At 32.9% G+C, this 24,855-nt stretch carries 22 protein-coding genes; all 22 read left to right on the forward strand.

All coding sequences use genetic code 11. The annotated features are described in order from the left end of the window. A partial coding sequence (locus H8S01_RS14495; RefSeq protein ID WP_279287882.1) for a flagellin occupies positions 1-174 on the forward strand: 174 nt, incomplete at its 5' end. Positions 175-302: 128 nt separating this feature from the next. Further along, positions 303-1,214, forward strand: a complete 912-nt coding sequence (locus H8S01_RS11580) for a LicD family protein (RefSeq protein ID WP_021866372.1) — start codon at positions 303-305, stop codon at positions 1,212-1,214. After that, a complete protein-coding gene (locus H8S01_RS11585; RefSeq protein ID WP_186837260.1) occupies positions 1,211-2,584 on the forward strand; it encodes a Gfo/Idh/MocA family oxidoreductase in 1,374 nt (457 codons plus the stop codon). Before H8S01_RS11580 ends, H8S01_RS11585 begins: the two co-directional genes overlap by 4 nt. Further along, positions 2,581-3,675 (forward strand): sugar phosphate isomerase/epimerase family protein, encoded by a 1,095-nt coding sequence (locus H8S01_RS11590; RefSeq protein ID WP_186837261.1) that lies wholly within the window; start codon positions 2,581-2,583, stop codon positions 3,673-3,675. Before H8S01_RS11585 ends, H8S01_RS11590 begins: the two co-directional genes overlap by 4 nt. An 18-nt stretch (positions 3,676-3,693) precedes the next feature. Beyond that, on the forward strand, positions 3,694-4,626 hold the full coding sequence (locus tag H8S01_RS11595; protein WP_186837262.1) for a sugar phosphate isomerase/epimerase family protein: 933 nt from the start codon (positions 3,694-3,696) through the stop codon (positions 4,624-4,626). Positions 4,627-4,657: 31 nt separating this feature from the next. Further along, on the forward strand, positions 4,658-6,451 hold the full coding sequence (locus H8S01_RS11600; RefSeq protein ID WP_186837263.1) for a glycerophosphodiester phosphodiesterase family protein: 1,794 nt from the start codon (positions 4,658-4,660) through the stop codon (positions 6,449-6,451). After that, positions 6,441-7,337, forward strand: coding sequence for a LicD family protein (locus H8S01_RS11605; protein ID WP_243204369.1), 897 nt, complete (start codon positions 6,441-6,443; stop codon positions 7,335-7,337). Before H8S01_RS11600 ends, H8S01_RS11605 begins: the two co-directional genes overlap by 11 nt. A gap of 244 nt (positions 7,338-7,581) precedes the next feature. Beyond that, positions 7,582-8,709, forward strand: a complete 1,128-nt coding sequence (locus H8S01_RS11610; RefSeq protein ID WP_186837265.1) for a radical SAM protein — start codon at positions 7,582-7,584, stop codon at positions 8,707-8,709. A 42-nt stretch (positions 8,710-8,751) separates the two neighbouring features. Then, complete coding sequence (locus tag H8S01_RS11615) at positions 8,752-10,959, forward strand: hypothetical protein (protein WP_186837266.1); 2,208 nt, start codon at positions 8,752-8,754, stop codon at positions 10,957-10,959. 29 nt (positions 10,960-10,988) lie between these two features. Beyond that, on the forward strand, positions 10,989-11,810 hold the full coding sequence (locus tag H8S01_RS11620) for a LicD family protein (protein ID WP_186837267.1): 822 nt from the start codon (positions 10,989-10,991) through the stop codon (positions 11,808-11,810). Between the two features lie 2 nt (positions 11,811-11,812). Then, positions 11,813-13,705, forward strand: a complete 1,893-nt coding sequence (locus H8S01_RS11625) for an aminotransferase class I/II-fold pyridoxal phosphate-dependent enzyme (protein ID WP_186837268.1) — start codon at positions 11,813-11,815, stop codon at positions 13,703-13,705. A gap of 8 nt (positions 13,706-13,713) precedes the next feature. Next, complete coding sequence (locus H8S01_RS11630; protein WP_186837269.1) at positions 13,714-13,872, forward strand: hypothetical protein; 159 nt, start codon at positions 13,714-13,716, stop codon at positions 13,870-13,872. Positions 13,873-14,351: 479 nt separating this feature from the next. Further along, positions 14,352-15,533, forward strand: a complete 1,182-nt coding sequence (locus H8S01_RS11635; protein ID WP_186837270.1) for a glycosyltransferase family 2 protein — start codon at positions 14,352-14,354, stop codon at positions 15,531-15,533. A gap of 26 nt (positions 15,534-15,559) precedes the next feature. Next, the gene (locus tag H8S01_RS11640; protein WP_186837271.1) at positions 15,560-16,882 is read left to right on the forward strand and encodes a nucleotide sugar dehydrogenase; all 1,323 of its coding nucleotides are present in this window, start codon (positions 15,560-15,562) and stop codon (positions 16,880-16,882) included. Between the two features lie 465 nt (positions 16,883-17,347). Further along, on the forward strand, positions 17,348-18,667 hold the full coding sequence (locus tag H8S01_RS11645) for a glycosyltransferase family 2 protein (RefSeq protein ID WP_186837272.1): 1,320 nt from the start codon (positions 17,348-17,350) through the stop codon (positions 18,665-18,667). 126 nt (positions 18,668-18,793) lie between these two features. Beyond that, complete coding sequence (locus tag H8S01_RS14500; RefSeq protein WP_186837331.1) at positions 18,794-18,961, forward strand: glycine radical domain-containing protein; 168 nt, start codon at positions 18,794-18,796, stop codon at positions 18,959-18,961. 23 nt (positions 18,962-18,984) lie between these two features. Next, positions 18,985-20,175, forward strand: a complete 1,191-nt coding sequence (locus H8S01_RS11655; protein WP_186837273.1) for a glycosyltransferase family 2 protein — start codon at positions 18,985-18,987, stop codon at positions 20,173-20,175. A gap of 9 nt (positions 20,176-20,184) precedes the next feature. Continuing rightward, a complete protein-coding gene (locus H8S01_RS11660) occupies positions 20,185-20,640 on the forward strand; it encodes a hypothetical protein (RefSeq protein ID WP_186837274.1) in 456 nt (151 codons plus the stop codon). Then, positions 20,621-21,835 carry a glycosyltransferase gene (locus H8S01_RS11665; RefSeq protein ID WP_186837275.1) on the forward strand — a complete coding sequence of 405 codons (1,215 nt, stop codon included), beginning with the start codon at positions 20,621-20,623 and terminating at the stop codon, positions 21,833-21,835. Before H8S01_RS11660 ends, H8S01_RS11665 begins: the two co-directional genes overlap by 20 nt. Before the next feature lie 2 nt (positions 21,836-21,837). Next, entirely contained in the window at positions 21,838-22,689 is an 852-nt protein-coding gene (locus H8S01_RS11670) for a dTDP-4-dehydrorhamnose reductase family protein (protein WP_186837276.1), read from the forward strand. Positions 22,690-22,703: 14 nt separating this feature from the next. Then, positions 22,704-23,828 (forward strand): non-hydrolyzing UDP-N-acetylglucosamine 2-epimerase, encoded by a 1,125-nt coding sequence (wecB, locus tag H8S01_RS11675; RefSeq protein ID WP_186837277.1) that lies wholly within the window; start codon positions 22,704-22,706, stop codon positions 23,826-23,828. A 1-nt stretch (position 23,829) separates the two neighbouring features. Further along, positions 23,830-24,852 carry a polysaccharide biosynthesis protein gene (locus H8S01_RS11680; protein WP_186837278.1) on the forward strand — a complete coding sequence of 341 codons (1,023 nt, stop codon included), beginning with the start codon at positions 23,830-23,832 and terminating at the stop codon, positions 24,850-24,852. Positions 24,853-24,855 lie beyond the last annotated feature (3 nt).

Genomic DNA, 24,855 nt, shown 5'->3' on the forward strand with positions numbered 1-24,855 from the left:
AACCTTAACACAACAAGTGAGAATACACAGGCAGCTGAATCACGTATCCGTGATACAGATATGGCTAGTGAAATGGTTGAGTACAGCAAGAACAATATCCTTGCTCAGGCAGGTCAGTCAATGCTTTCACAGGCTAATCAGCAGACACAGGGCGTACTTTCACTTCTCCAGTAAAAAGTATATTTTGTTTATTAAAGCTGGCTTATTAAAGCCAGCTTTTTTTACTTTATGAAGACACTGGGGATAGAAGAAGAGAACTAATTAAGACGTGTTAAGAAAATTGAGTGTATGGAGTGATAAATATGCGTGTACCTGATAATTTTTTAGAGGGCGAGATCCGCAACAGCTTTTACGTTGAAAGCATGATGAAGAAAGTATGGGCAGCACAGCTTGAAGTGCTGCATGAGATAGATAGGATATGTAAAAAACATAATATAACATATTTTGCTGACTGGGGCACACTGCTTGGTGCAGTAAGGCACAAAGGTTTTATCCCATGGGATGATGATATGGATATAACTATGAAACGTCAGGATTATATAAAGTTTTGTGAAGTATTTCCAAAAGAGACAACAGAACTTGATTTGGTAACTATATATACCGAAGAATGGTGGAATAGTCTTATAACGAGAGTTGTTAATGGCAAAAGAATACGATTTGATGATGAACATCTTCAAAAATACCATGGATGCCCATGGGTGATAGGACTTGATATATTTATTGTTGATTATGTTGCACCGACGCAGGAAGATGATGAATATACATGTGAAATTATAAAGATTGTGTCAGCACTTGTTGCTAATATAGAAGAAAATATTTATGATGATGAAACAATAAAGGCAGCTGCAATTGAAGTAGAGCAGATGCTTAATGTAAAGTTTGACTATAGTAAACCTCTTGAAAATCAGCTGCTGAGACTGATTGACAGACTTAATATGATGTATACAGAAGAAGAGTCAACAAAGATTGCACTTATGCCTGACCATGCGGGTCCCAGACCTTTGGATGTATATCCAAAAGAATATTATAGCGAAGCAATAGAGATGCCTTTTGAATATACAACGATTCCTGTTCCGGTTGGATACGATGCGATATTAAAACAAAAATACGGTGAAAATTATATGACTCCGATAATTGCTAACAGCAGTCATGAATACCCATTTTATAAAAAACAGAAAAGGGAGCTTTACAGCCAGATGGGTATAAAGATATGAAGACAGTAATTACATACGGAACATTCGATTTATTTCATCAGGGACATTATAATCTCTTAAAAAGAGCAAAAGAGTTGGGTGATTACTTAATAGTTGGCGTTACAACTGAGCATTTTGACGAAGCAAGGGGTAAGGTTAATGTTGTTGACCCTATAATTGAGCGTATAGAGAATGTCAAAAAAACAGGATTTGCCGACATGATTATTGTTGAAGATCATGATGGGCAGAAAATTGAAGATATTCAAAAATACGGTGCGGATATATTTACTGTTGGTTCAGACTGGGTAGGAACATTTGATTATCTTAATGCCTTCTGTAAAGTAGTCTATCTTGAGAGAACGCCCAATATTTCTTCAACATTTCTTAGAAAAAAACAGTTCAAAATTGTAAGAATTGGCATAGTAGGTACGGGAAGAATCGCACCAAGATTTATATCGGAATCAAAATATGTAAGTGGGCTTACAATAGAATGTGCTTACAATCCGGTAGAGGAGAGTGCAAAGAGATTTGAAAAACGCGAGAAAATAAAGTGCTATACAGGCGATTATGAAGAATTTCTTGAAAATGTAGATGCCGTGTATATAGCTTCACCTAACGAAACACATTTTGAATATGCAAAAAAAGCGATAGAAGCAGGAAAACATGTGCTTTCGGAAAAACCGCTCTCATTTACCAAAAAAGAGAGTGAAGTATTGTATACAAGTGCGAAGGGAAAAGGCGTTGTTCTCATGGAAGCTGTAAAAGCAGCATATTGTCCGGGATTCCAGCAGCTTATCAATGTCGCAAAAAGTGGAAAAATCGGGGATATAGTTGACGTTGAAGCATCATTTACAAGACTTGCAGACCCGCTTTCAAGAGAACGTACAGATGCAGAATATGGTGGTGCATTTCTGGAGTTTGGACCAAGTGTGCTTGTGCCGGTAATTAAGCTGATGGGAAAAGATTACACATCAGTTACTTTTGACAGTATATATGATGGCAATGGAGTTGACCTGTATACAAAGGCTGATATACGCTATGACAACGGATTTGCAACAGTGAAGACAGGCGTTGGCGTAAAAACAGAAGGACAGCTTGTTGTTTCAGGAACAAAAGGATATATAATTGCACAATCTCCGTGGTGGCTTATGAAAAAATTTGATGTAAGATATGAGGATTCATCAAAGATTGAGCATTTTGAGCCTAGATTCCAGGGAGACGGGCTGAGATATGAAATAAGTGATTTTGTTTCCAAGATAAATGGGACAGATAAGAAGGATTACAAGCTTACGGCGGGTGAATCGACTATAATGTCTGAGTTTGTTGAAAAATTTATGGAGCAGAAGAAAAAATTGATGATTTCTAGACAACGGAAAGGGGAAGATAAATGAAGTCAGGAATTAAGTACGTTGACGGAATGGACTTGCATGGCGTAATTAAAGCTGGATTAGAGGATTTTGAACTGGATTATACTGGTTGTAAAAGTGCAGATATGATTCTTGAAAATGGTGGAAATATTGACGGAATTGCAATCAGTCTGTGTGATTTTACAGATAAAGGATTTTTAAAAGAAAATGCTTCGCAGATATTTAAGGATGCAATGTCTGTTGCAGACAGATACAATGCATATATTGTTATTGATACAGAAAATGTGAAAAAAGCGTCTGTTCTGGAACAGATTATTGACGAATGTGTCAATGAAATTGCTGCATCAGATGTTAATGTTTTTATAGAAAATGGTTATACGAATGATAATGGCAGATTCTATCATAATGATTATTCTGAAGGTTCAAGGCTTGTGGAACTTACAGATAAACTTAATCTGCTTGCAGGCTGTGATAAATTTGGAATCTGTATCAATGTTGGACATGCTAATCTTCTTGGTATAAACGTGAGGGATATGGTTAGAGTGTGCGGTAAAAAGACCGGTATAATGCATATTAACGATAACGACGGAAAAGGCGATTATCATCAGATGCCATATACATTTACGACAGGAAGAGGACTGCTTTCAACAGACTGGGGCAATATAATAGGCGATTTGTCAAGAACAGGATTTGACGGAAGATTTGTATTTAATGTTGAAGGCACATTTAAAAGAACACCGGCAAAGCTTCATAAATCAATGGCAGAACTTCTTGAGGCAATGTATGAAGAGTGGATTGAGAGCTGTTTTAAGACTGAAGAATATCTTGCGGCTGACGGAAAGAAAATTATTCTTTTTGGGGCCGGAAGAATGGCACTTAATTATATGCAAAACTGGGGAGATAAGTATCCACCTGCATTTCTTGTAGATAATAATTCTGAAATCCAGGGTCAGGAAAGATGGGGAATACCTGTGAAATCGCCTGATGAAATCCTTAATGTTCCGGAAAGTGAGCGAAATGTGTGGATTTGCAATATGTATTATGATGCTATCGGTGCACAGCTTGACAGCATGGGCGTTGAATACAGATGCTATTGGGACCATTATTATATGTAGTAAGTTGTGAGGTGAAAAATGCTTAAAGTAGGAGTACAGACAAAAGGAATCCTTCCTGATATGCCGGTAGATAAAGGCTTTCAGTTTATTAAAGATGCCGGATTTGAAAAAGTTGACCTGAGTATAGATACATTTTTGAAAAATTCAGATTTATACGCTGGTAATGTTAATAGATTTTTTGATGCTTCAGTAGAAGATTTGCTTGTATATTTCAATGATTACAGGATTGCAATGGAAAAGGCGGGAATTAGTCCGTCACAGATGCACGCACCTTATCCGGTAAATGTTCTTGGAAGAGGAAAACAGAATGAATATATGCAGGGGAATGTAATACCTAAAAACATAGTGATAGCGGAATTTTTAGGTGTTCCGTGGATGGTTGTTCATCCGTTTAAAATGCAGTATGTGTATGGAAAAGATGTTGAACGTGCGAAAAATATTGAGTATTTTAAGATGCTCATTCCACTGTTAAAGCAGTGCAATGTCGGAATCTGCTTTGAAAATCTTTATGAGGGTATCGGACAGAGACTCGTTGAGGGTGTGTGTGCTGACCCTGATGATGCCATATGGTATCTTGATACGTTAAATGATTATGCGGGAGAGGAATTATTCGGGTTCTGTCTTGATACGGGACATCTCCAGCTTGTAAAAAGAGATCCATATGAATTCATAACAAAACTTGGCAGCAGGCTGAAAGTTCTTCATATTCATGAAAATGATGCTATTGGTGATTTACATCAGATGCCATATACATTTGGCACGAATGAATCAGAAGGCCAGGTGTGGGACAGAATTTATAAAGGTCTAAAACATATTAAATTTGATGGAACGCTCAGCTTTGAGACATTTCCTACAATGAACAGTTTTCCGAAGGGAATGTCTGCAAGTGTTTTAAAAACAATATGTTCTATTGGAGAATATATGGCTGAAAGAATAGAAAATGAAGACTAGAGGTCTTGAAGCGGAAAGGCAGTAGAAACTTATGAGAATCGGAATAATCGGAACTGGAAGAATTGCGTCAAGGTTTGCAGATACGGCATTTGCCGGGATTGAAAGTGCATATGTAAGCTGTGTATATAATCCAAAGGCTGAAAGTGCAGAAAAATTTGCAATACAGCACAGAATAGAAAATTATACAGATAGTCTTGAGGAGCTTACTATGCTTACAGACGCTGTGTATATTGCATCTTTGCATGAGACACATTATGAGTATGCAAAATATATGTTAAATAATAAAAAACATGTTCTTTGCGAGAAGCCTGCAGTGCTTAAAAAAGCACAGGCGGAAGAACTGTATAGCCTTGCAAAAGAAAATAATGTTGTATTTATGGAAGCTGTAAAGACTGCTTACTGTCCGGGATTTCATGCCATGATGGCAGCTGCAAAGAGTGGAAAAATAGGAAGAATCATAGATGTTGAGGCGGCATTTTCCAGACTTACTCCTGTTAATACGAGAGAATATATGGCACAGGATTACAACGGAAGTTTCCTTGAGTTTGGTAGTTATGTATGTATGCCGGTGTTTGAACTTCTAGGGTGCGATTACGATGACGTAAGATTCCATTCAATGCGGGCTGTAAACGGTGTTGATGCATATACAAAGGCAGTTTTTTCATTTGGTGGTAAATCTGCTGAAGTAAAGACAGGGCTTGGTGTAAAGACAGAAGGCCAGCTTCTCATATCGGGAACAAACGGATATATTCTTGCCAAGTCACCATGGTGGCTTACAAAAGAATTTGAGATAAGATACGAAGACCCGAATAAAAAAGAAGTGTACAAATATGCTTATGAGGGTTCAGGACTGCAATATGAGTTGAAGAAGTTTATAAATAATGTAAATAATATAAAAAAGATAAACGGAGCTAACAGCTCGGATAGCAAGTGCCAGAAGATATCAATATGGACAGGGGCAGAAGTCTGCACAAATCGTGAAATTTCAATAGCAACAGCAGATGTTATGGAAAAATTCATCGAGTGGAACAGACCACAGGTCGAGGAAAAACAGAAAGAATTGTTTGGCAAAGATATAAAAAAACCAAGAGTGTGGGCACACAGGGGCTGTTGCACGCTTTATCCTGAAAATACGCTCGAAAGCTTCAAAGCGGCGGCCGAGCTTAAAGGAATTACAGGTATTGAGCTGGATATACAGTTTAGTAAGGATAAGAAAATAGTTGTATTTCATGATGAAAATGCAAGACGTGTTACGGGAATTGACAAAGATATAAAAGATTGTACACTTGATGAACTCAAAAGTTTCAAGATAACATCAAATGACGGCAGATATGCACAGATTCCAACTTTGACGGAGGTTCTCGAACTTTTAAAACCATATTGTGAAAACAACGGACTGTTAATTAATATAGAATTAAAAACGAGCAAAGTACGCTATGAGGGAATAGAGGATGATGCTTATAAACTGGTAAAATCATATGGAATGGAAAAATATATTGTATGGTCTTCATTTCTGGCAGATTCGGTATTCTGCATCAAAAAGATAGATAAAGATGCAAAAACCGGAGTTTTAGCTGGCTCGTTAGAAGATTGTATAGCAATGGCACAAAAGACAGGTGCAGAAGCACTTCATCCATATATAGGCGGACTTGTGTTTGAACTGCCCGAACATATGAAAGGCATGCCTGTGCGTGCATGGAATGGTGAAGAACCGTTCTTTAAGGATGGAAGACCGCTGAAAGAACCTGACCTTAATAAATACAGGTTTTATGGGGCTACAGATATATTTACAAATATGCCGGAGAGGTATCTTGATGAACAGTGATTTCTTTAAAGAGGAAGTACGTGAAGGTTTTTGTATCAGTGCAGAGATGAAAAAAGTCTGGGCGGTCGAAATGAAAGTTCTTTCATTTGTCATAAGTGTATGCAAAAAATATGACATACCCTATTTTGCGGATTACGGGACACTACTTGGGGCAGTAAGACACAAAGGCTTCATACCATGGGATGATGACATTGACATATGCCTTAAACGTTCGGATTATATGCGTCTTATTGAAGCGTTTAAGAAAGAAAATAATACGGATTATGTATATAATGGATTTTATTTTTCAGATACAAGCGGTCAGCCGTTTATGAGTGTGTCTGATTATACAGGAGTTCCAATACCGGCTTCGGTGCAGGAAAAGTTCTTTGGATGTCCGTATGTTGCAGGAATCGATATTTATCCGCTTGATTATGTGCCGAGAGATTCAGAACTTGCCGGACTTCAGCTTAATATGTATGTTGCATTGTACGATATTGCGATAAGATTTTATGAGATTCCCAGACAGGAACTGGAAGATAATTTAGGGCAGATTGAGCAGATTTATAACGTGAAATTTGTTCGTGATAATACTTTAAGAGGTCAGATATGGCGGCTTGCAGACAGCATTGCAGCTATGTTTAACGAAGAAGAAAGTGATAAACTTACATTTCTTGCACGTAATGCACAGGGCGATGCCGGCTTTGGCTATAACAAAGAATGGTATGATTCATCGGTGGATATGAAGTTTGAGGATATGGATATAGCGGTTCCGTGTGGATATGATGATATTCTTACAATGCTTTATGGTGACTATAAAGTTCCTGTCTGTAACACAAGTTCACATAACTATCCGTTCTATGCGAAACAGAAAGAGTTTTTGCTGGAGAATGGGTATGAGGTGTAAATAAAAAAACAAAGGTTAAGAAAATAGAAAATAAGCCGATATATTAAATATAATTAGGAATTATAGTGTAATAAATATTTAGTTGTAATTTATTACCGGTGTGCGAATGGAGTCGCTTGAATAATATATCGGAGAATCGTAGCAATATAGCGATTGGTGTATAAGCCCTGCATTTGTATGCAGGGCTCTTTTTGCATATGTATTAAGATAAACTGTGTTTAATGGAAAATATTAGGTGATAGATATGAAAAGTAAATTAACAGATGATTGGAAAGATATAAGTGAATTGGTTATATATGGGTTTGGAAAAGTAGCTCATGATAATATAGAATTTTTTAAAAATAATTTTAACATTGTGTACATTGTAGATAGTAATAAAGAAAAATGTAATTGTGAGTTTAAAGGCATATCAGTAAAGCATGTTAGTGATGTTAAGGGTGATTTGAAGAATCATAAAATAGTAATTATGACAGCTAACAGGAATGCCGCTTTAGTTGGGGAAGACCTTGAAAAATTTGGATTACAGTCAGGAAAAGATTTTTGCTCAATGGAGCAGTTCCTTACTGAGTGGTTTTGGAATTATAAGAAAAAAGTCTGTTTAATGGAAGTACATAGTACAATAACATCACGATGCACTTTAAAATGTAAGCATTGTAATATGTTCATGCCATATTATAAGGAACATGTAGATTATACAGCTAAAGATATATTAGAGGATTTAGAATTGTTGTTCAGACACGTGGATTATATTGTTGCATATGAAATTCTTGGTGGAGAACCGCTTATTAATGGTGAACTTGCAGACATGATAAGACAGATTGGTGATAGGTATGGTAATAGAATAGGTAATATTGGGATTATCACTAATGGAACATTACTGCCGAATGAACAGCTTATAGAAATATCAAAAAAGTATAATGTTAAATATGATTTCAGTGACTACACAGATGTAGTAGATTATAAAAAAAGATTTGATTCGGCTGTAAAGATAGTAAGTGATGCTGGTTTAAGATATTCAGTAAATCGTTCTCTTAGATGGTGTGATTTTGGATTCCCGGTTAATAACAGAATGTATGATTTTGATAAAGTAAGAGAACATATGCTTTCATGCGGACCAATATTTCATGGACTTAATGATGGAAAGTATTATTATTGCCATGTATCTTGGAGTGCTGATAAGGCAAAGTTATTAAAAAATGTATCAGATGATTATATTGATTTAAGAACACTTGATGATGATGACAGAGCAAAAGAAGCAATACTAGAACACAGTAATGGTAATATGGCAAAAGGATTTGTGAAGCTTTGTAAGATATGTGGTGGTTGTGGTAATGACAATACAGAATTTGTAAAAGCAGCAGAACAGATGTAAATATCAGACAATGAAACATACTAAATTAGAAGGATTATATACATGGAACAGAAGTCTAAATATGATATAGAAATTGAAAATTTCAGACATAATTTTAGCAGCATAAAAAACAAGAGAATAGCAATATATGGAATGGGAAGGCGTAGTGCAACACTTCTCCCAGGGATAACTGACTTTAATATTGCTGGAATTTTGGATAGGGATGAAAGTAATGTTGGAAAAGAATTATGTGGAATTAAAGTAATATCTATAAAGAATGTAGAGAATTATGTAGATGCAATTATTATTAATTCAGACCCATCTAACTATGAGATAATATACAAAAGAATTGCAAATGATGTTACAGTTCAAGTGTATTATGCAGACGGAAGATTAGCTTGTTTGTCAGATGAAGATACAAGTTATGAACGAAATGGGTATTGGGAAAGCTCGTATAAAGAGTTAAAAGATAAAATAGACAGAGCAGATGTTGTTTCATTTGATATATTTGATACATTGATAATGAGAAAAGTTTTTTCATCAGAAGATGTATTCAGACTGTTAGGAGAAAAGGTAAGAGCGGAATTAAAATTAGATTGTGAAATTGCCTATATAAGGGCACAAGTTGCTGCACAATGTGGGCCATACGCAAATATTAACGAAATATATGAACAGATAAAGAAGTCATGTATGAATCTCACAGATGAGAATATATCGGATATCATGAAGATGGAGAAAGATATAGATTTAGATTTATGCATTGCAAGAAAAGATATTACAGATTTATATGAGTATTGTGTGACATCAGGGAAAGAAGTTTATCTTGTGAGCGATATGTATTATACATTAGATGATATTAATTGTATATTAGGTAAATGTGGAATAACACCACCATGTAATGAACATATATGGATATCATGTGAGAAGAAATATGATAAGGTATCAGGCACAATATGGAAAGAGTATTCTGAAATGTTCAGCAGGGATGTTAAGTGTCTGCATATAGGTGACAATAAAATAGGTGACATTGAGAATTCTGTAAAATATGATATTGATTCATATTATATTATGAGTGCTAAAGATATGCTTATGAATTCATCTATGGCAGAATTAGTATCATATGTTAATACGGTATCAGACAGTATATGTCTTGGATTGGTAATTGCAAATCTGTTTAATAGTCCATTTGCATTATGCAGTACTAAGGGGAAAGTGTCATTCGATGATAGTGAAAGTTATGGATATTGTATCTATGGACCATTACTTGAAAAATTTCTTATATGGCTTTATTACAATTCAAGAAAAGATGAAATAGATAAGTTATTATTCTTTGCTAGAGATGGATATTTTCTTGAAAAAAATTACAAAATTGTCACAGAATTATTAGATGATGGATACAAGCAAGACTGGTGTTATCTTCCGATATCACGAAGGCTTATATATATATCAACCATGGAGAATGAAGATGACTTTAATAGAGTTGTAAGTTTCCCTTATGTAGGAACATTTGCTGATTATATGAAATCAAGATTTGAGATAATCGTCACAGATGAAACATTGGAATATAATGACCGACAGATTAATGCAGTGGGGGACAGTAAGAACATATTAAAGTGGATTCAGCCATACAAAGATAAAATAATGGAACAGGCTAAAAAAGAAAGAAAAAATTATCTTGCTTATCTTACATCAGATGGTGATATGCAAAAGGAATTATCTTATGGAACAGTTGATTTGGGATATTATGGAACAAATCAGTATTATCTGCAACGATTAACTGGAATTAAGACTAAAGGGTATTGCTTTTATGCATGTTTGTCAAAAGATAATATTTATAACAATGAAATAACAATGGATGGGTGTTTTCAGTATGGTGATGATTATACTGCAGAAAAAAGTATTGCAAGTAATAAGAATATGTATATAGAAACATTTATTACGGCTCCACATGGTATGATCAGATATATTGATGACAGAGGAAATGCAGTATGCCAGCCTGATAGAAAGAGCCAGAAAAATTTCAATGTTAAGGAAAAAGTAAATTGTGGCGCAGTTGACTTTATTAATGATTATATCAGTATTTATAAGACAATATTAGCTGTCAATTGCAGTGAATGCATAAAATCAATGTCAGATAGAACAGAAAGCTTGGAAGATATTTTATTTTTTAATATGTTGAACGGTATGTGTAATATATCGAAAAATATTCTTGAAGGATTTTATTTTGATAATGATTTTATCGGTGGGAAAGAGATAGAGTTAGAAATATAATATTATACAGAGAAATATTGAGGTAAAATATGAGCTTTGAATATAATGATGAGACTTTTAAAAAGATACAGAACGTAGAATTAGAAATGCTTAAAGAGGTTGATAGAATATGTAGAAAATATGACATAATCTATGAATTAGATGGCGGAACATTGCTGGGGGCGGTCAGATATGGAGGCTTCATTCCATGGGATGATGATATAGATATCAGAATGTTAAGAAAAGATTATGATAAGTTTTGTGAAGTGTGTCAGAATGAATTTGGAGAGAAATATTTTTGGCAGACATATCATACCGATCCGGGATATCGATGGGAGTATGGCAGAGTCCTAAAAAATAATACAAAGTTTTTTAGAAGTGATCATGAGATGATAAAAAGCAGGAATGGCATATTTTTAGATGTTTTTCCATGCGATAATATGCCGGAAAGAGGGCTTTCAAAGTCGATATTTAATCTTAGAAGTTTTATAGCAAGAAAAATAGGTTATTCTGTTGTTGGTGCTAGATATGAAAAAAATATATTAAAAAAAATAGCATACAAACTGCTTGCATTAATTCCGATGAGACTTGTTGCCAAAGAGTATGATAAATTATCACAAATGTATGCTGGAATAGAAACAAAATATGTTAGGACAACAGGCTGGCATTGGAAACAAGAAAGTAAAGGATACCTTCGTTCATGGCTTACAGACTATGAAGAAATAAAATTTGAAGATATGGTAGCTTTTGCACCGAAGGATACAGACGGTTTTCTCAGATACATGTATGGTGATGATTATATGACACCACCTCCAGTAGATAAAAGAAAACCCCAGCATCTTGCAACGTTGATTGAATTTGGAGAGGAGTAGTTATGACTTACGAAGAATTTAAAAAATTACAATATAAGGCAGAAAATAAAGAAGAAAATTTACTTACTGAAGAAGAATTAAATAAATTGAAACCATACAAGGTTGATAATGCAATTATTATGGCTGCTGGTTATAGTGCAAGATGCATGCCTTTATCTAATGTTCTTCCTAAAGGGTTGTTCCGTGTTAAAGGTGAGATACTTATTGAAAGAGAAATTCGACAGTTACAGGAAGCCGGAGTTAAGGAAATTATAGTTGTAACTGGGTTTATGCAGGAAAAATTTCAATATTTGAGAGACAAATATGGGGTTATTTTAATTCACAATGATGATTATGATAAATATAATAACATAGCGTCACTATATAAAGCACAGAATTATATGAAAAATTCTTATATTTTATGTTCTGATAATTACTATGCAGATAATGTGTTTCATAAATATGTCTATTCGCCATATTATTCATGTGTGTATTCAGAAGAATACTGCGATGAATATTGCGTATTAGAAGAAGATAAAGATGGCTATATAACAAGTATTAAACGAGGTGGTGGAAAAGCGTGGTATACAATAGGGGACTGCTTTTTTGACAGAAAGTTTTCTGATACATTTGTTAAATATATGAATGAAGAATGGAATGACATGAATACAAGGAATATGTTAATGGATGATTTCCATATTCAACACATTGATGAATTAAAATTAAAAAAGGTTGAACGTGAAAAAAACAAGGTATTGGAATTTGACACATTAGAAGAATTCAAGCAGTTTGATAATTCTTTTGAAGAGTTTATGAATGAGAATCTTGATCAGTCTAATGAAGTTATCAAAGTGTTTTCGAAATATTCGGAAGTTAAGTCATATCATTCAGTGCCAACGGTACAGAAAAGTGGAAGGCTTCATTTAAATGAGAATTTATTCAAGCCATCTCCTAAATGTCTGGAAGTATTGAAAAATATTACAATGGAAGATTTGTATTTATATGATTTGGGAAGAAATGATGAATTAGTTGAGACATTATCCTCATCATTAGGAATTTCATCTAATAATATTTTTATACATAATGGTTCAGCAGAAGTTATTAAATCAATAGGAAGCATATTACTTAATGAGAATGATATAGTTTTAATTCCATCACCTGGCTGGAGTTATTATAAGAGTGTTGCAGATGCCAAATTCGCAAAATGTATTACATACGAGGTATGTGAAAAAGAAGATACATATGAGTATAATATAGAGGATCTTCTCCAAAAGGCTAAAGAAAATAATCCTAAGGTAATTATTATTACATCTCCACAGATGCCGACTGGATGTGGAATATCATACAATGATATTGAAAAAGTGATAAGAGAAAATACTAATTCGATTATTTTATTAGATGAAGCATATTGGGGATATGGAAATGATGATAATAAGTTTGAGAAAAAAATCATTACTAAATATAGCAATGTAGTAATAACAAGAACCTTTTCAAAATTCTATGGACTTGCTGACATACGTATTGGTTATGGATTATGCAGTTACCCATTAAGACGTACGATATGCCTGGACTTACCATTGTTCAGGGCATGTGGGATAAGCAGGAAAATAGCGGTGGCAGCAATTAAAGACACGGAATATTATAAGAAAATGAAATTAGAGACAAATTCAGTCAGAGAGTGGTTTTATACTGAATTAAATAAAATTCCAGGGGTAAAGGCATATAAGTCAGAGTCTAATTTTATTTTTATAAAGCTTGATAATGCAGATGCTGGAAGAGTGCGGGCTTATATGGAAGAAAATGGATTACTTATAAGATTATTTACTGATAAAGATGCCCTCAGATTAAGAATTACAATTGGACCAAAAGATATTATGGAAAGAGTGATTTATCAGTTGAAAAGGGCATTAAGATAGGAGAGCGGATGTTAGAAGAATTAAAAGAATTTAGAGATAAGCTGGATAATTTAATGTGTTCATGTATGGACAAGACGATTGTTATTTATGGGTATGGATATTCGGGAAGATTTATTGCGTGGTATGCAGACTACTATCATAGCATAAAACCTCGATATTCTGGATAAATGCCACTGCATTCCACAAAAGAACGATGCAATATTTGATTTTGGATGTGGGAAAGGCTCGGCACTTTTGTCTTTCTTGGATTATGGTTTTAGTCAAGTTGGCGGTGTAGAGTATGCAGATAATGTTTATGAAATACTTAAATCAAATGCTGAAAAAATGTGTAATGAATTAAATGATAAAAAAATGAATTGTTATCACGGAGATGCGGCATTAGTAAAAGAAGAGCTGGATGGGTATAATTGGTTTTACTTGTTTAATCCATTTGGCAGAGATGTATTTAAAAAAGTAATTAATAATATATGTGAAAGTCTTAACAGGTGCCCGCGTAAGATATGGATTATATATATATATATTGCCAAAATCTCACGATGTTATAGAAAAAACAGGAAGATTTGTTTTAACTAATCAATTTGAAATTATGACACGACAGAGAGTTGTGAATATATATGTTTCTAAATAGAAAAGGAAAATAGATATTATGAATAGCATAAAAATTTCGGTAATTATTCCTGTGTATAATGTTGAAAAATATATAAAAAAAGCTATAGAAAGTGTGATTAATCAGACCTATAAAAATTTGGAAATTATATTAGTTGATGATGGCTCTACAGACAATAGTGGATTTATATGTGATGAATATGCAAATATAGATGAACGGATAACTGTTATACATAAGGAAAATGGTGGGATTGTAAGTGCCAGAAAAACGGGCATAAATCTTGCAGATGGGGATTATGCTGTTAATTTAGATCCTGATGATTGGATCGAAGCTACTGCATACGAACAAGTTGTAAAAATTATAGAAGAAAGGCATCCCGATATTATTGCTTATGGTATGAAAAAAGAATTCAATGGATTTATTGAATCTCAACCAATACAATTAGCAGAAGGCCAATATAACCAAAATGAATTTTGGATTGCATTTTGCAATAAGGTATCAAAGTATCCTTTTTATGAACAACCTATTGACATGTCGCAGTGTGATAAAGTAGTAAAAACAGAGTTGTTTAAAAAACATCAAAGTAATTGCAATGAGGCGCTTAAAAAGAATGTAGATGATGCGGTAATTTTTCCAATGCTTTTAGATATGAAAAGTATTTATATAGAGTCTAGATGTTGGTATCATTATTGCGTAAGAAAGACTTCAATTTTGTGGCAAACAAAGAACGGCGATGATATCAGATACAAAATGTTAGCGTTACATTTAATAGATGCATATAAGAGATATAATAAAATAGATGGCTGTTCAAAAGAATTTTTGCTGTATAAGTTAGTTCACCATATGATGATGGATATACCAGATGCGTTATTTGAAATTGAACAATGCAAGATATATCCGCAAATAAAAAAAAATAATAATATTGTTATATATGGAAAGGGAGTATTTGCAAATAGGTTTATAGAAAACATTAGAATGAGCAATTATTGCAATATTGTTGAAAATGTCGATTCAAATGATGCTGATAAATTAAAATATATAGATGCTAATAAATATGATTATATTGTTATTGCTATATTTAGTGCTGCAACAGTATTGTCTGTTTTAGATTTGCTAAAAAAAATGAACATTGATGAAAATAAGATACTTTCTATTGAAAAAAATAGTATTACACCTGATTTATTGCCAGATGAAGTAAGGAAACAATTTTTAAAATTATAATTGTTGATATAAGGAGAATATCAAATATGTCAATATGTGATGATTTATTAAATAAGAAAAAGAAGCTTGCTGTTGTAGGATTGGGATATGTAGGAATGCCAATTGCGGTAGCATTTGCCAAAAAAGGGATTGATGTAATTGGATATGATATAAGTGAAGCGAAAATTAATCTATATAACATAGGACAAGATCCTACTAACGAGGTTGGCAATGATGAAATAAAAAATACAAAAGTAGAATTTACAAATGACCAAAAAAAATTACATGAAGCAAGTTTTTTTATAATTGCTGTACCGACTCCAGTTAATAATGATCATACGCCTAATCTGGAGCCAGTTATTTCTGCATCAGAAATAGTTGGGAGAAACATGGTAAAAGATTCGATTGTAGTATATGAATCAACGGTTTATCCTGGTTGTACGGAAAATGTATGTATACCAATACTTGAGAGAGAATCAAAACTAAAATTTAATGTGGAGTTTGAGGTAGGATATTCTCCAGAAAGAATTAATCCAGGTGATAAAGTACATCGCCTTGAAAACATAAAAAAAATAGTTTCAGGCTGTAATGAAGTTGCATTGTCTGTCATTAAGTCAGTATATGATATCGTGATAGAAGCAGGGACGTATCCAGTTTCGTCTATAAAAACAGCGGAAGCAATTAAATTAGTTGAAAATAGTCAAAGGGATATCAATATTGCATTTATGAATGAACTTGCAATGGCATTTGACCATATGGGAATTGATACTAATGAAGTTGTAAATGGGATGAATACTAAATGGAATGCACTCGGTTTTAGACCGGGATTGGTCGGAGGACATTGCATAGGTGTTGATCCATATTATTTTACATATGAAGCAGAAAGATTAGGCTATCATAGTCAGATAGTTTTAAATGGAAGAATAGTAAATGATGGTATGGGAATGTACATTGCAGATAAAGCAGTGAAAAAAATGGTTGAAGTTGGATTAGCTCCTAGAACTGCTAATGTGGTTATTTTAGGATTGACATTTAAGGAGAATTGTCCAGATATAAGAAATAGCAAAGTGTACGATATAATCAAACAGCTAAGAACATATGGAATAGAACCTAAAGTAGTTGATCCATGGGCTGACAAAGATGATGCGTATATTGAATATGGTATAAAATTATATTCAATAAATGATATTAAAAACGCAGACTGTATTATTTTGGCTGTTGCACATAAACAGTTTGTTGAAGACAGGGTGAAAAATATAGAAAATATATTTGGAAAATATCAAGGGCATAAGAAAGTTCTTATTGATGTGAAGGGGATATATGATATAGAATTTTTGAAGCAGAGCAATATATATTGGTGGCGATTGTGATTTAAAGATCTATGTAATTGACGCAACAGAAGTTTATAATAATTCTGAATTATTCATGAAATAGTATCTAAATCAGAAACTACGCCATGAATCTCTAAATTTGATACATGCAGCTTCAACTAATCTCTTTTGACCTCCAAAAGGGCATAAAATCCCTATGGCGGGATTTTGAGTAGTTATCCAGCTGCCAAGGTTCGTTAATAGTTGCTATTTTAGCTGCACCTGCAGTTTGCTGATATTAGATAGAGTCTCGTAGAACTCATCCGTATAAGGACAACTGCTACACAGCTTGAATGTTATATATCTTGCTGAATGTATTGCTTTTGCCACAATTGGACACTCTTTTTTCATTCACTTAATAAGTTAATAGCAATATTCAGTTAAAATATAGAAACTATGTGGCTTTCAGCCACTTTCACGGCATTGCCGTGAATAATTTATGATAATGATTGATGGGATTATAAAATGAAGATAAGTGTAATTATACCTGTGTATAACACAAAAGAATATTTAAAAGAATGTATAGATAGTATATTGAATCAAACAATAGACTTATTTGAGGTGATAATAGTAGATGATGGCTCTACAGATGGCAGTTTGGAATTAATTAATCAATATGCTGAAAGTCACTCTAATATACGTGTAATTAGTCAAAAAAATTGTGGACCAGGTGCAGCGAGAAACATTGGACTGAAAATATCCAAAGGTGAATACATATATTTTATTGACTCTGATGATATTCTTGAAAAAAATGCACTCGAATATTGCTATAATTTGGCATCTAAAAATAAACTGGATATGCTTACTTTTGAAGCGGATATATTGGGAAATATTGAAGGAGAAAATATTGAACAGTATATGTTTCATAAAAAAATAGACAGAATTGGAGAAGTGTTAAATGGAGTTGATTTTATTGAAGAAAACTATTATAAGGTTTCTTTATTGAATATTCCATTTACAATATATTTAAGAGACTTTCTTATAAAGAATACATTGTTTTTTTTAGAACAAACAATGTATGAAGATGTGGATTTTTATCACAAAATAATTAGATGCAATCCTAAGATGGAGATAATTGATAATATATTTTATCATAGAAGATATAGACAAAATTCTATTATGACATCTAAAGTAACAGAGACATCTATAATGAATAAAATAAATATTTATGAGAGTGTAATAACAAATAGTAGCGATAAATTGATGAAATTATATTATATGATAGGAATTCGAGGAATAAGAAAGGCTTTACAGGAATGTAAAAAAAATAAAATAAGCTTGGAGAAAAAATATATATATGAAATATTAAAATTTATAAAAAGTATAGACATTAATATATGTAATTTATCAATATTATTAGATATGCAATTTTGTTTTTATTATGTTGATGATAATTTGAAAAAAGAAGAGGAATATAATAATAAAATATATACGTATATACATGATACAATTGGTAATTTACATTTGATCTCTCAATTATATGATGAGTATCAAGTGATAGGAATTTATGGAAACAGTGATGATTGTAAATTGTATCTGGATATAATTAGAAAAACATTAGGTGATTTTAAATGCAAATTTATATATATACAGACCAGAACAAATGAACTGGAAAAAAAAAATAATATTTATAATATAAAAGAGCTGAATAATATATATATGGACGCTATTATTATAGGCTCCGTTTTTTTTGAGGATCAGATAAAAGATCAGATAAAGAAATATGCAAGATTGTCAATGACAATTTATTCATTAAAGAATGATTTAGGATATTACAAGTTATAAAGGTTGATGGATAATTGAGAGTAAAAGCATGAAGTGGATAAATAAATGAAAAAATAGGTTTTGGTACATAAAGTGCAAAGTTGTTGCTATTTGGAAACCATTAGTACCTGGCGCTATAAAAAATAGATTAATGTTGTAGATAGTGAAATTTTGAAGAAAGCTCAGATAGAGCCAGACAAATATAAAAACCTTGTGGTTAGAGTATCGGGATATAGTGCTTATTTTGTTAATTTGGACAAAGAATTGCAGAATGAGATTATCATGAGAACCGAGAAAAATAAAAACAGTGTGTGATATAGACTGTGTAGGAGGAAAGTATGAATAAGCAGGAGAGCAAGCCACTAATAAGTATTATTACAGCAGTTTATAACAATGAAAAATACATTAGAAATGTTGCCAGAAGTGTATTAGATCAGGAATTTAAGGATATAGAGTACATAATTGTAGATGACGGCTCAACTGACAGGACACCAGCTATTATTGATGAGATTGCAAGAGAAGATGCGCGTGTAAAAGTAATTCATCAAAAAAATCAATGGATTTTTGCAAGTTATAATAATGGTATCAAAGCAGCTTCTGGAAAATATTTTTACATTATTAATTCAGACGATAAATTTCAGGATAATATTTTGACAAAGATTGCAGAGTATGCTATGAAATATGAACCTGATATTATATGGACTCCGGTATTAATGCATAAATGCGATGAAAATCAGCACATAATTGAGTATGATTTTGCACATTGGATTAATTGTGTTAAGGAAAATAAATTTTATTCAACAAAAGAAGAAGTGAGAAAAGCGTGGATAAATTTCGATAGAATGAAATTATCAGCTAATCAGGCAAATCTATATAAAACAGAATTAGCATTAAAACATCCATTTAGAAATGATATTTATGGTGCAGATTATTTATTTAACATTCAAATAGCAAATGATGTGAATAGTGTTTATGTCATGAGTGAGCCTGTATATGATTTTATGAATTATCAGTCGGATAATATGAATGCATCAATTGGTAAGTTTTATGGCTATGAGCATGAGATGTATAATATATTTTATACAGATAATATGGAGTTGTATAAAGGATGGAATGCATGGAATCTGGATACAATGGTTTACATAACAAGAAAACGTTTGCAAGCTCTTTCATCCGAAATAGGTATATTAAATAGCAGCAATTGTAAGCTTGATTTAGAACAAAAACTTCAAAAAGTAATGCAAGACTCAGCGGACGAATTAATACAGGAATGCATTACATCATTAAATGCACAGGAAGAATTTGAGTGTAGGGTTTTGTCGGGCATTAAAAATATTTTGATAAATGAAAAACCGGATGAATTAAATAAATATTATTTCTTGTATGAATTGTTGGAGTCATTACTTAGATATGAAAAAACTGAGGAAGATTATCAAAAAATAAAAAATGCAATATATCATCCGTTAAATAAGGCTCAGATTGGATTGACTTTATATAAGAAGATAAGTGATAGAAAACATTTGTTTTAGGTGAGAAAAATGGACGTATGTATTTATGGTGTAGGGAGGTATGGAATATCAACCTATTATAAACTTGTAGGAAGAGACCTTAATATTATATGTTTTGGTGACAGGAATGTTCAGAAACAAGGATATATTGTAAAAGATATAAGATGCATACCATTTGAAAAGGTGTTAGAACTTGATAAGAATAAAACAGTAATTGTTGTTGCCATAAAACAGAATAATGCTCAACTGGTTGATATGTTTCGTGAAAAAGGCTTTAGGTATGTATGCAGCTATAATGACATTAAAGATAAGGCAGATGAGAAAATTTTATTAATAAAACGATGTCAGATTAAGAAAGAAAAAGAATATCTTGAACAAGTTATATTAACAGGAGAGATTTCTGATGAATCATGTGTCGGTGATTATATAAAGGAAATTGCTGAAGCTTTGATAAAAAGAGGAAAATATGAAAGTAGTGGAAGTTAATTATACAGATTTACCGGGACGGATATTTAATGGTTATGATTTACATTTAGAACTGAATAAAAGAGGAATATATGCAACTCAGAATGTTTTACATAAGCTTAGTAATACAGGAACGGTTTATGAAATTATTAAAGATACGTTGGTACAGATGCAGTTAGAAGAATATGAGAAAATAAATCAAATTAGCCATTTGATTTATCCCAATGCAGCTATTTTTGAAAGAATGAAAAATGTAAAAGAAGCTGATTTGATTCATTATCATATAATTCATAACCATATGTTTTCTTTGTATGATTATGAGTTATTGATGAATAGTCATAGAAGTATATGGACGCTTCATGATCCTTGGATATTGACAGGAGATTGTATTTACCCACTAACATGTGACAAATGGAAAAGTGGGTGTGAAAACTGTATTAATACAGATGGATATGGATATGCGGCAAAGCCGGATAATACACATTTTATGTGGGAAATGAAAAAGGAACTGTTAAAGAGTATAAATCCACATATAGTTGTATCATGTGGATTTATGAAAGAGTATATTCAAAATAGTCCGTTAACAAAGCATTTTAAACAAATTCATACAATTCCGTTTGGAGTTAAGCTGGACGATAAAGAAAAGAAAAAGGGAGAGGATAAAGATTTCTTTTCAATTGATAAAAAAGATATAGTGATTGGTTTTCGTGCTGAAGAAGGTTCAATTAAAGGTGGAAAGTATATATGTGATGCATTAAGGAATTTGAATATAGAAGGACATATTACAATTATTACGGTTGGAAGTGCAAAAATGCCGGATGATATACATAGAAAGTATAATGTAATTGAATTGGGCTGGGTTAATGATGACATTTTAATGAAAAGGTTTTGGAATGTTGTTGATGTATTTATTATGCCATCACTTGCAGAATCATTTGGGTTAATGGCAATTGAAGCTATGGCACAGCGATGTTCTGTAGTCTGTTTTAAGAATACAACTGTAGAAGAGATAACAGAAGCACCTGAATGTGGGGTGGCAGCTGATTATGCCTCAGCCTCAAGTTTAAAACAAAAACTGGTGGATTTGATTCAGAACAAAGATGAAATAATTTACAGGGGTAATTTAGGAAGAAAGATTGTAGAATCAAAGTATAGATTTGATATGTATGTAGACAGGCATATTGAGTTATATAAAAAAGTAATGATGGAGAAATAAGTATGAGATATTTAATATTTGGGATTAATGGAATGGCTGGTCACATGATTGGAACATACCTTATGGAGAAAAAGCATCAGGTAATAGGTGTTGCCAGACAGAAAAGCAGTGTATGTAAGACAAAAGTCTGTGATATTAGTGATAAAGGAAAAGTTAAAGGAATTCTTGAAGAAGAGTCATATGATGTGGTTATAAATTGTATCGGTAAATTAAATAAATTTGTAGATGAGAAATTATCGGAAGGAATTTATGTTAATAGTGAATTTCCACATTGGCTGGCAGAACAATTGGAGAATACGGACAAGAAATTAATACATTTAAGTACAGATTGTGTATTTGAAGGAACTAAGGGAAGCTATACAGAAAGTGATATTCCTGATGCGACATCATATTATGGAAGAAGTAAGTTGTTAGGAGAGGTTATTGATAATAAAAACCTGACATTAAGAACTTCCATTATTGGTCCGGAATTAAAGTCCAATGGAATTGGATTATATCATTGGTTTATGCAGCAGCAAGGTAAGGTTAGTGGATTTGAAAAAGCAATCTGGTCAGGAGTGACAACATTACAGCTGGCGAAGGTAATTGAACAAGATGCTGTTTTACAGCAGACAGGGTTGTATCATTTGTCAAATAATCAAAAAATATCAAAATATAAACTCCTTCAGTTGTTTAATCAGTATTGTAGAAAAGATAGAATTGAAATAGAGAAGAACACTTCATTTGAATGTGATAAATCAATTATTAATACAAGACAGAAGAAGTATGAAATCCCTACATATGAAGAAATGATTTGTGATATGGGAAAATGGATGAAAGAGCATAAAGATATTTATAAAAATTATGAAGTATGATAATGGAGGCAGGTATGAAAAAGATTAAATTAATGACAATTCTTGGTACTAGACCTGAATTAATACGTTTGTCTGAAATTATAAAGTTGGCTGACAAACATTTTGAACATGTGCTTGTACATACTGGACAAAATTATGATGCAAGATTAAATGATATTTTTTATGACGATTTAAATTTACGAAGACCGGATTATTATCTTGATGTGGTAGGGGATAATCTGGGAGAAACATTAGGAAATATTATACAAAAATCTTATGAAATCATGCAGAAAGTTAAGCCGGATGCACTCCTTATTTTGGGAGATACTAACTCTGCATTATCATCAATTGCAGCCAAAAGGCTGAAAATTCCGATTTTTCATATGGAAGCAGGAAACAGATGCTTTGATGAAAATCTTCCGGAAGAAACTAACAGAAGAATTGTAGATCATATATCGGATGTTAACCTTCCATATACAGAACACGCCAGGAGATATCTTCTGGCAGAAGGGGTCTGCAAGCAGCACATATATGTTACGGGCTCGCCAATGAAAGAGGTAATAAATGCACATCAGGAAGAGATTGATAAAAGTGATGTGTTATCAAGATTAGGATTGGAAAAGAAAAAATATATTATTTTATCAGCCCATAGAGAGGAAAATATAGATATTCTACAGAACTTTGAAAAGTTAGTAAATTCGATTAATCAATTAGCAGAAACATATAATATTCCGGTTATTTATTCTATGCATCCAAGAAGTGAGAAATATATAAAGGAAAGGAATGTTATTTTTCATGATTTTGTAAGACCAATGCCTCCATTTTGTTTTACAGAATATAGTGCATTAATGAAGAATGCATTTTGTGTTGTATCAGATAGCGGAACGATGCCTGAAGAAGCAGCGATTGGTCATTTTCCAGCGGTATGCATAAGAACTTCGACAGAAAGACCTGAAGCTTTGGACAAGGGTGACTTTGTTATAGGCGGTATTGGAGAAAATGAGGTTTTGCAGGCCGTTGATATGGTTACTAAGATGGCAGGAGCAGGAGATTTTGGTGCAAAAGTACCGGATTATGAAGTGGATAATGTATCGTCAGTAGTTGTTCGTGTAATACAGAGTTATACCAAAATTATAAATGAGACAGTTTGGAGAAAATAAAATGAGCTATTTTAAAGATAAAACATTAATGATAACAGGTGGTACAGGTTCATTCGGAAATGCCGTATTAAAGCGTTTTTTAGAGACAGACATAAAAGAAATTCGTATCTTTTCAAGAGATGAAAAGAAACAGGATGATATGAGAAAAAAATATAATAATAGTAAAATTAAATTTTATATAGGTGATGTGCGTGATATAAGAAGCGTGCAGGATGCAATGAGCGGAGTTGATTTTATATTTAGTGCAGCAGCATTAAAGCAGGTGCCGTCTTGCGAATTCTTTCCAATGGAGGCTGTAAAAACGAATGTAATAGGAACAGATAATGTTTTGACTGCTGCAATTCAGAATAACGTAGAAAAGGTTATATGTCTCTCTACTGATAAGGCTGCATATCCTATAAATGCTATGGGAATAAGTAAGGCGATGATGGAAAGAGTGTTTGTTGCAAAGTCACGTACAACAGATAATACAATTATATGCGGAACGCGATACGGAAATGTAATGTGCTCAAGAGGTTCGGTAATTCCGTTGTTTATAGACCAGATTAAAGAAGGAAAACAGCTTACGGTTACAGATCCGGAGATGACAAGATTTTTGATGAGTTTGGATGAAGCGGTGGATTTAGTAATGTTTGCATTTGAAAATGGAAAAGCAGGAGATATCATGGTTCAAAAAGCACCAGCATGTACAATTGGAACATTAGCACAGGCTGTTAGTGAGTTATTTGGATATAATAAACCTATTCATTATATTGGAGTACGTCATGGCGAAAAGAAATATGAGACGTTGTTGACAAAAGAGGAGGCAATTCACGCAGAGGATAAGGGAAACTTTTACCGTATCCCGGCTGATAACAGAGATCTGAATTATGAGAAGTATTTTGAAAAAGGAACAACAGAAAAGCAGTTATTGGATGAATTTACATCTGATAATACACAGATATTAAATCTTGAACAAGTAAAAGAAAAGCTGATGTCACTGGAATATGTACAGGATGAGTTAAGAATATATAAGGAGAGATAGAAG

Origin of the sequence: Lachnospira hominis (ex Liu et al. 2021) (assembly GCF_014287955.1) — a bacterium.
In the GTDB taxonomy this organism is placed as follows: domain Bacteria; phylum Bacillota; class Clostridia; order Lachnospirales; family Lachnospiraceae; genus Lachnospira; species Lachnospira hominis.